This window comes from Nostoc sp. PCC 9305, from assembly GCF_963920915.1.
Taxonomy (GTDB): Bacteria; Cyanobacteriota; Cyanobacteriia; order Cyanobacteriales; family Nostocaceae; genus Nostoc.
In genome coordinates this window covers 42,999-50,000 of sequence record NZ_CAWUDN010000059.1, presented here as the reverse complement: position 1 = coordinate 50,000, position 7,002 = coordinate 42,999, and the positions used below count along the sequence as shown (strand labels likewise).

8 protein-coding genes are annotated in these 7,002 nt (G+C 40.9%); 4 read left to right on the top strand and 4 right to left on the bottom strand.

The genetic code is table 11. The features are described from left to right. Positions 1–249: 249 nt before the first annotated feature. Entirely contained in the window at positions 250–612 is a 363-nt protein-coding gene (locus ACM0OX_RS21455; RefSeq protein ID WP_414517001.1) for a hypothetical protein, read from the bottom strand. Between the two features lie 256 nt (positions 613–868). On the opposite strand from ACM0OX_RS21455, the gene ACM0OX_RS21450 reads away from it, so the two are divergent. From ACM0OX_RS21450 to ACM0OX_RS21440, 3 genes are read left to right on the top strand one after another with little or no spacing between them, the layout of a single operon-like run. Continuing rightward, positions 869–1,933 (top strand): DMT family transporter, encoded by a 1,065-nt coding sequence (locus ACM0OX_RS21450; protein ID WP_414517000.1) that lies wholly within the window; start codon positions 869–871, stop codon positions 1,931–1,933. Between the two features lie 28 nt (positions 1,934–1,961). Continuing rightward, positions 1,962–2,195, top strand: coding sequence for a hypothetical protein (locus tag ACM0OX_RS21445; protein ID WP_414516999.1), 234 nt, complete (start codon positions 1,962–1,964; stop codon positions 2,193–2,195). 21 nt (positions 2,196–2,216) lie between these two features. Next, complete coding sequence (locus tag ACM0OX_RS21440) at positions 2,217–2,909, top strand: DUF2996 domain-containing protein (protein WP_414516998.1); 693 nt, start codon at positions 2,217–2,219, stop codon at positions 2,907–2,909. A gap of 52 nt (positions 2,910–2,961) precedes the next feature. Here ACM0OX_RS21440 and ACM0OX_RS21435 read toward each other — a convergent pair whose 3' ends face one another. After that, positions 2,962–3,459, bottom strand: a complete 498-nt coding sequence (locus ACM0OX_RS21435; RefSeq protein WP_414516997.1) for a TM2 domain-containing protein — start codon at positions 3,457–3,459, stop codon at positions 2,962–2,964. A 501-nt stretch (positions 3,460–3,960) separates the two neighbouring features. Then, on the bottom strand, positions 3,961–4,113 hold the full coding sequence (locus tag ACM0OX_RS21430) for a hypothetical protein (RefSeq protein ID WP_414516996.1): 153 nt from the start codon (positions 4,111–4,113) through the stop codon (positions 3,961–3,963). A 46-nt stretch (positions 4,114–4,159) separates the two neighbouring features. On the opposite strand from ACM0OX_RS21430, the gene acsF reads away from it, so the two are divergent. Beyond that, positions 4,160–5,236, top strand: a complete 1,077-nt coding sequence (acsF, locus tag ACM0OX_RS21425) for a magnesium-protoporphyrin IX monomethyl ester (oxidative) cyclase (RefSeq protein ID WP_414516995.1) — start codon at positions 4,160–4,162, stop codon at positions 5,234–5,236. A gap of 181 nt (positions 5,237–5,417) precedes the next feature. On the opposite strand, the gene ACM0OX_RS21420 is transcribed toward acsF, so the two are convergent. Further along, positions 5,418–6,632, bottom strand: coding sequence for a type I restriction endonuclease (locus ACM0OX_RS21420; protein WP_414516994.1), 1,215 nt, complete (start codon positions 6,630–6,632; stop codon positions 5,418–5,420). Positions 6,633–7,002 lie beyond the last annotated feature (370 nt).

The following is a 7,002-nucleotide window of genomic DNA, read 5'->3' as shown; positions in this document are numbered from 1 at the left end:
TCTTACTTAATTTGTCAAGCTCACCCTATACCAAATTAGATGAGCTTACCCTGATATCTTTCCTATAAAACTCTCAACATCCACAAGGGAACAAGGGGAAAAAACTCATACCCCTTGTCCACACAGTTTCAAGAAGACTGTTTTCAAAGGTAGTAGTTTATGGCGACATTAAGGGAAAACTCTGCTCCTTTTGCTAGCTACGATCTTACAATTTTTCAAATTTTCAGCACCTAGCTTGGACATATTAAGTTACTTCACTTCGCTGGGTTCAAATTTAGTTACCTTACCTTTCTTAATAGCAACAATTACATCGTAATGCGAACAGTAAGCGAATGTGACATCATTAGCTTTGTTATAAAGGTTAACTACATGACCTGCACCACCTACCTGGATACCGATTGGTTCCAAGTCACCAAAAAAGAAACGACGTAGTTGATCGCCACTACCAATTTGACCCTTACTCTTAGTAAGCAAATCTAATTTTTTTGCTACAGACATTTCTTCGGCTGCTGATGCCTGCACTAATGACGGATTGATCGCCTTTAATGGTACGTCCCAAACTGTGAAAAAACCAACCAAGGCTACACTTGTAAGTAAGGGTGCGAGTTTCATTTGTTACTTCTCTTCTTTGTTTTATCCTGAACATCCTAAGCATCTCAGGTGGCAGTGAGAGCTTATTGAAACTCAGCCACTATTTTCATGAATTTATTCCTTGAGAAAATTTAGTTAATTCTCAGCATTTTCTCAGCTAATCATGGCTGCTCAAAGTCACAGGATAATTTCAGTATTTTCTCAACAAAACCTCATTTTGAAGTGCGTGAGGATAACTTAATATGATGAGCAATGCTTTCATTGCAGTAATGTTATTGTGACTAGACCCAAAAAACTACATCGCCAAATCCATAGAATTTCAGGACAAACATATCTCTGGCTAGCAATGCTAATTTTTGGAGCATCTAGCGCCGTTACCCGGAAACTAACAGAAATTGGCGCTCAACATTTTATCGGTAATGCCTACGGCGGCAAGCTACGCAATCCGATTTCTTTGTGTAATGTTTTATTCGTGGGAAACCTTTGCGCCTTAATACTTCTGATCCTAATCTATGGGCGGCAGTGGAACAAAGCTACTTTGAAGCAACTCTCAAGGAAAGATTGGGTTAGTCTAACGGCGGTAGCTATTTTATCAGGAGCGTTAGCCCCTGGTTTAATTTTCCAGGCACTGGCACTTACAGGGGTGAACAATGTCATCTTGGTGGGACGCTTGGAACCGCCTCTAACTTTGGCCTTATCAGTCTGGTTATTGAGAGAACGGGTAAATATTTGGGAATTTATTGGTGCGATCGCAGCTTTTGTTGGTGTTATCCTAACTATTATCCTTCAGCCTGCAACAGGAACCGTGATGAACATGGGAGGTTTCGGTTTAGGCATAGGGGAACTTTTGGCAGCAGTAGCATCTGTAGCCATAGCCGCTTCTACGATTATTAGTAAGAAACACCTTTCGCAGATTCCTTTGGGAATCTATAGCATTTTTCGGACTGCACTTGGAACTGTAATCTTTTTCTTCATTGCTTTAGTCCTCTATGGCAAGGATCATTTTGCTGATGTCCTTTCACCATTCTTGTGGCAGTGGATGTTTCTCTATGGCGGGTTGATTGTGGTGGTAGGCCAGTCTTTTTGGGTTAAAGGCTTGAAAACTACCACTGTATCTACAGCTTCCCTAATTAGCTCATTTGGCCCAATTGTGGGAATCATAGCAGCCTATTTAATTTTGGGTGAAGCCCCTACCCGACCTCAATATATTGGCGGTAGCTTGATTTTAGGAGGTATATTCTTGAGCCAAGTTGGCACCAAGCGTCAGACTTCTACCGGCAAGGTAAATTCTACTCCAGCACAGCAACAGGTAGAAACTGGTATAGGATTCAAAGGGATTTGAAGGATGAAAATTCTAGATCGCTAAAGATGTGATTTATCGCCATCAAGACAAAAGACTGAATATTGTAGAGACGGCGATTCATCGCGTCTCTTCCCTTAACCGAACAGTCTTGCAAGTAAACCACCCATCCCAAATAAATGAAACCCTTGCAGTATATAAATTACGAATTACAAATACAAATTACGAATTCTGCACAGCGGTAGTAGTATGTCAAAATAAAAATACCCGATACATCAAGGTGAGCGATCGCTCCCAAAGCTAGATTAAAGGATTGACCTGAGCAATGGCAGACCCAACCAATCACAATCAAGCGGGAGAAGTAGCTCCCAGCACTGTTGACAAACAAGCTCCCAGTGTCGCTGAAGAACACGCTCCTAGTACAGACTCACCCGAAGCCACAGATATTCCTACTGCCAACGCGCCAGATCCTAAAGCCGCAAACTCCGAAGATAGTCCCAAAGCTGCTAAACCAACTGCTGTACCACCCAAGCGAGAAAAACCCGCAGCCGCAGCTAAAGCCGCAACAGGAGAAAAACCCGCCGCTGACGCAACAGAAGAAAAACCCACCGCAGCTAAAGCCGCCAAAAAGGAAAAAGCCCCATCTGTTGAAGATAAGCCATTTGTAGAGTTCATTGAGCAAGACTACTTGCCAGCTTTACAAAAAGCGATCGCTCAAAAAGGTGTGCAAGATTTACAGGTGTCTTTTGCCAAGCAAAAGATGCCAATCACTGGCTTTGAATCTACCGAAGAATGCTGGCAAATTATCGGCAGTTGGTCAGAAATTGGTAAGCGTCAGTTTAACCTGTATTTCCCCGATGAAGATATTCAAGGAAAAAAGGGATTTTCTTGTAATGAAGGCAAAAAACCTAGCACTCTTGAGTCATTCTTAATCGATGAACGCAAAACTACCCTCGATTTGTTGGTATACGGCTTAGTTCAGCGCTTAGATGGTCAAAAGTGGTTAGGTAGAAATTAGTCATTGGTCATTGGTCATTGGTTTTTAACAAATGACAAATGACAAATGACAATCAAAGCTCGTGGAAATGGTAGGTAACGGCTCCAGTATTGGGGTCGTTATCAATTTTTACATAACCTGATTTGTACATCTCTTTGAGAGTAGCTTCCACTTCAGCAAAGCTGGCTCCTGTAAACTTTACGCCTTGAGTGACAGTTAAAATACCACCCTTGCTTTCCGCCGCTTCAATCAGTTTCATCATGAGTTGGTTGCCTGTTGGACGGTGAACTTGAGAAGCAACTACTGCTTGATTTAACGGCACACCAAAGGGAGATACACCCGCTTTTAATCTCAAGTTGTGTTCGTATTCGTCAACCATATTGGGGATAAAGAATAAATCCACGAACTGCCCTATACCAAACACACCACCAGTCAACAGCCATAACAAACCAGTTCCGATCTTGCCATTGTAGAAACGCTGCAATCCTCCCACCCCGATAAATCCGACTGCACACAAGATATAAGAGACAAGAAGTCGGTCTTTCTGCTGCTGATTGTTTTCAACATTCATCTTGTTTTCAACCTTTTGGATTTACTCTTGTTGTTTAAAATGGTTTTTCGGACTGTTTTTTATACCAAGTGCTAATAGCTAGACTTACATCTTGCACTAGTTGCTTTCTAACAATTTTCGTAATAGACACTGCTGTTCTGATTTGAAGTTGTGGGCACTGTCTAATCTCCAATTATTGAGAAAGGTGCAAAAAATAACTAAAGTACTTAGATTTTTTCAGTAATTATGCTACTCATGGATTGTTAATTTTTAAGATACCCAACGTATTAATAGAACCCTATGAATTTATTGTAGTAACAACCAGAGAAAATTACTGAGATAGTAGTGCTTTGAGAATCAAAAGGTGAGTGCTACTCAACTTGAACGAGATAATGCTGCTTGCTGAACTATATTTATTTGACTACCAATCCGCGGTTTTTGATTCCGCAAATATTGAATGATTGTTGCAACTCTTAATGTTTTGCTTAGAAATTTCTCACCCGCACCTTGGTAGACTGAACTTTATACAATTGGATTATTGTGGGCTGTTACGGTTTGCCAGAGCATTTCTGGTGAGACAGTCCGGTCTTCTCCCAAATGGAGAGGATAGCGCCAACGGGGTTTCCCCCATAAGGAACTGCCACTACCGTAGTGGTAGGGACGTAGGAGCGTCACCCGAAAGGTCTACTTAAGATAATAAAGACGAAAGAGAAATCAAGACATGGTAGATTCCCTCAAAAAACCAGGCTTTGAAGAAATCCGGCCAGGGATTAAAGTCCCGGCAAAAGAAACCCTGTTAACACCTCGGTTTTATACTACCGATTTTGATGAAATGGCACGGATGGATATCTCCGTCAACGAAGACGAGTTAGAAGCCATTCTCGAAGAGTTCCGCACTGACTACAACCGCCACCACTTTGTTCGGGATGCCGAGTTTGAACAATCCTGGGATCATATTGACGGGGAAACTCGCAAGTTGTTCGTTGAATTTCTAGAACGTTCTTGTACGGCAGAGTTTTCCGGCTTTTTGCTGTATAAAGAACTTGGGCGTCGCTTGAAAGGAAAAAGCCCTGTTTTGGCAGAGTGTTTTAACCTGATGTCACGGGATGAAGCGCGTCACGCTGGCTTTTTGAACAAAGCTTTGTCGGACTTTAATATGTCCCTAGATTTAGGGTTTTTGACTAAGAGTCGCAGTTATACCTTCTTTAAACCGAAATTCATCTTCTACGCGACTTATCTTTCTGAGAAGATCGGTTATTGGCGCTACATCACCATTTATCGCCATTTAGAAGCACATCCCGAAGATCGGGTTTATCCAATCTTCCGGTTCTTTGAGAACTGGTGTCAGGATGAAAACCGTCACGGCGATTTCTTTGATGCGATCATGAAATCTCAGCCGCAAATGTTGAATGATTGGAAAGCACGGCTATGGAGTCGCTTCTTCCTATTATCAGTGTTTGCGACCATGTATCTCAATGACATCCAACGCAAGGACTTTTATGCCACCCTCGGATTGGATGCACGAGAATACGATATCCATGTAATTCAGAAGACCAACGAAAACGCAGGTCGGGTATTCCCACTGATGCTGGATGTAGAGAATCCAGAGTTTTATGAGCGGTTGGATGTTTGTATAAACAATAATGAGAAATTGGGTGCGATCGCTAACTCCAATACTCCCAAATTCCTGCAAATCTTCCAAAAACTGCCGCTTTACATCTCCAACGGCTGGCAGTTATTGCGCCTGTACCTGATGAAACCGATTGATACTGTTTCTGCTCAAGGGGCAGTTCGTTAATTAGATAACAGGTTTGTTTGCGAAAGCTTTGGTGGTTCTGCTGGTTGCAGAGCCACTTTTTTTGTCCTTTTTCCAAGCCAATGATTACCGATATGTCAAGTAATTAGTAGTGCGGCTAATTTGTTAGTAGGCAAAAATCGGAGATAGTTGGTTAGGTGTAGTTTGTAGTAGATACCTTGAGTTAAGCTGATTTTTCCATTCTGATTACATCTGGAATCAATATTTGATGTTTGGCTGCTTCTGCCTCGTAACATCTGAGAATCAGTGATGTCAGCTTATCTAAATCACTGACAGAGGAAATAATTACTTTTGATGCGGCATCCCCCAGAGAAGCTGATACTTCCTGCACTTCAAAGTTTGAAGTTAGCGACTTCACTTCATCTACACTTAGTCGAGTAACAAAACTTTTTTTCTGCGAAGATAGATACAGCCGCAGAAACCACCAAGTACTTTTGCCAACAAGATTGATACCAAAGTATGAAACAGTATCTTTGTATTGGAGTTGATAATTGTAACTCGTTGAGGTTTGCGTAATTACTTTAATTTTTTCAAAAGCTTCGATTTCTTCAGCAGTTGTTACTACTTTTGATTCTTGAGGATCTGGTTGTATATCCCCTGCTTCAATATCTACTTCTATTGGAGGTTCAACAGGCTGATCTATTACTGGAGTAAGTGAGCGAGTCATTAACTCTACTAAACTTCCCTGAATCGACTTTTTAACAATTGGTTTGAATTTATCAATAATTTTACTAGTAATTCGGCCTTTAATTTCATAACTAGGAGCAACTGTACCAAGTTCAGTCACTAAAAAGCGAACAAATTCTTCAGAAGGAGAACGTAAAAGATTTCCTAGAAGTTGAGTCATGCCTTTTACATAAACCATTTCCTCAGCATGGTTGGTAATAGCTGTAACCTCAAAATTATCACGGTGAAAGAATTTGAGGTTATCAATATCTTTGGTATCATATTCCAGGATGTTAAAAGTAAAAAATGGCTCTTTGTCCATGACATTTGTTTCACGCAAGTCTGTAAAAAAACGGTATTCAATACCGTTAGTGACGATAGCTACTTTTGTTGTCGAAAGTGCATTAAAATATCTGCTCAATTGTCCATCATGTGCCTCAGCTTTTTGACCACGGGCTTTTGCTTCTACGAGCATAACTTTAGTACCGTTAATAGCTAAGGCGTAATCTACCTTTTCAAACTGCCCTGCTTTTTTAATAGCAAAATCTGCTACGTATTCCGGTATTACTTCACTAGGATCGTAGACATCGTAGCCAAGAACACTCAAAAAAGGAACAATCAGTGCCATCTTAGTAGATTCTTCACCAACAACTTGGTCAGCCCGCTTACGCACTTGTTCAGATAGCTTGGTAATATCTTCAGTGAATGCCATCTTGCTTGCTCCTGGTAGATTATTGAGTATTTATACGTCTTTTTTGTAAAATAAGAGTGATTACAAGGTGACATAGTACATTTGAATTGAAAGTGTTAGTGCGATCGCCTGTTTTATCACTCCTATAAAAGTATTCCCAAATCAGTACCAGCCTGTAACACTCATGACTTGTTCACAGGTGCAATGGCATCGGTAATGAATAAAAATAAATCAGAATGATTTTTTATGAAGCTTCAGGCTATAGCGATTCTCAAAAAAATGCTCAAGCTATAAAGCCCACGAATTCATCCGTGGGCTTTTTAATATAAGCTAACTTGCCGTTGCTGCTTTGAAATGGAAATCTTTGCTCTTTCTTTTCTGCGAGACGCGC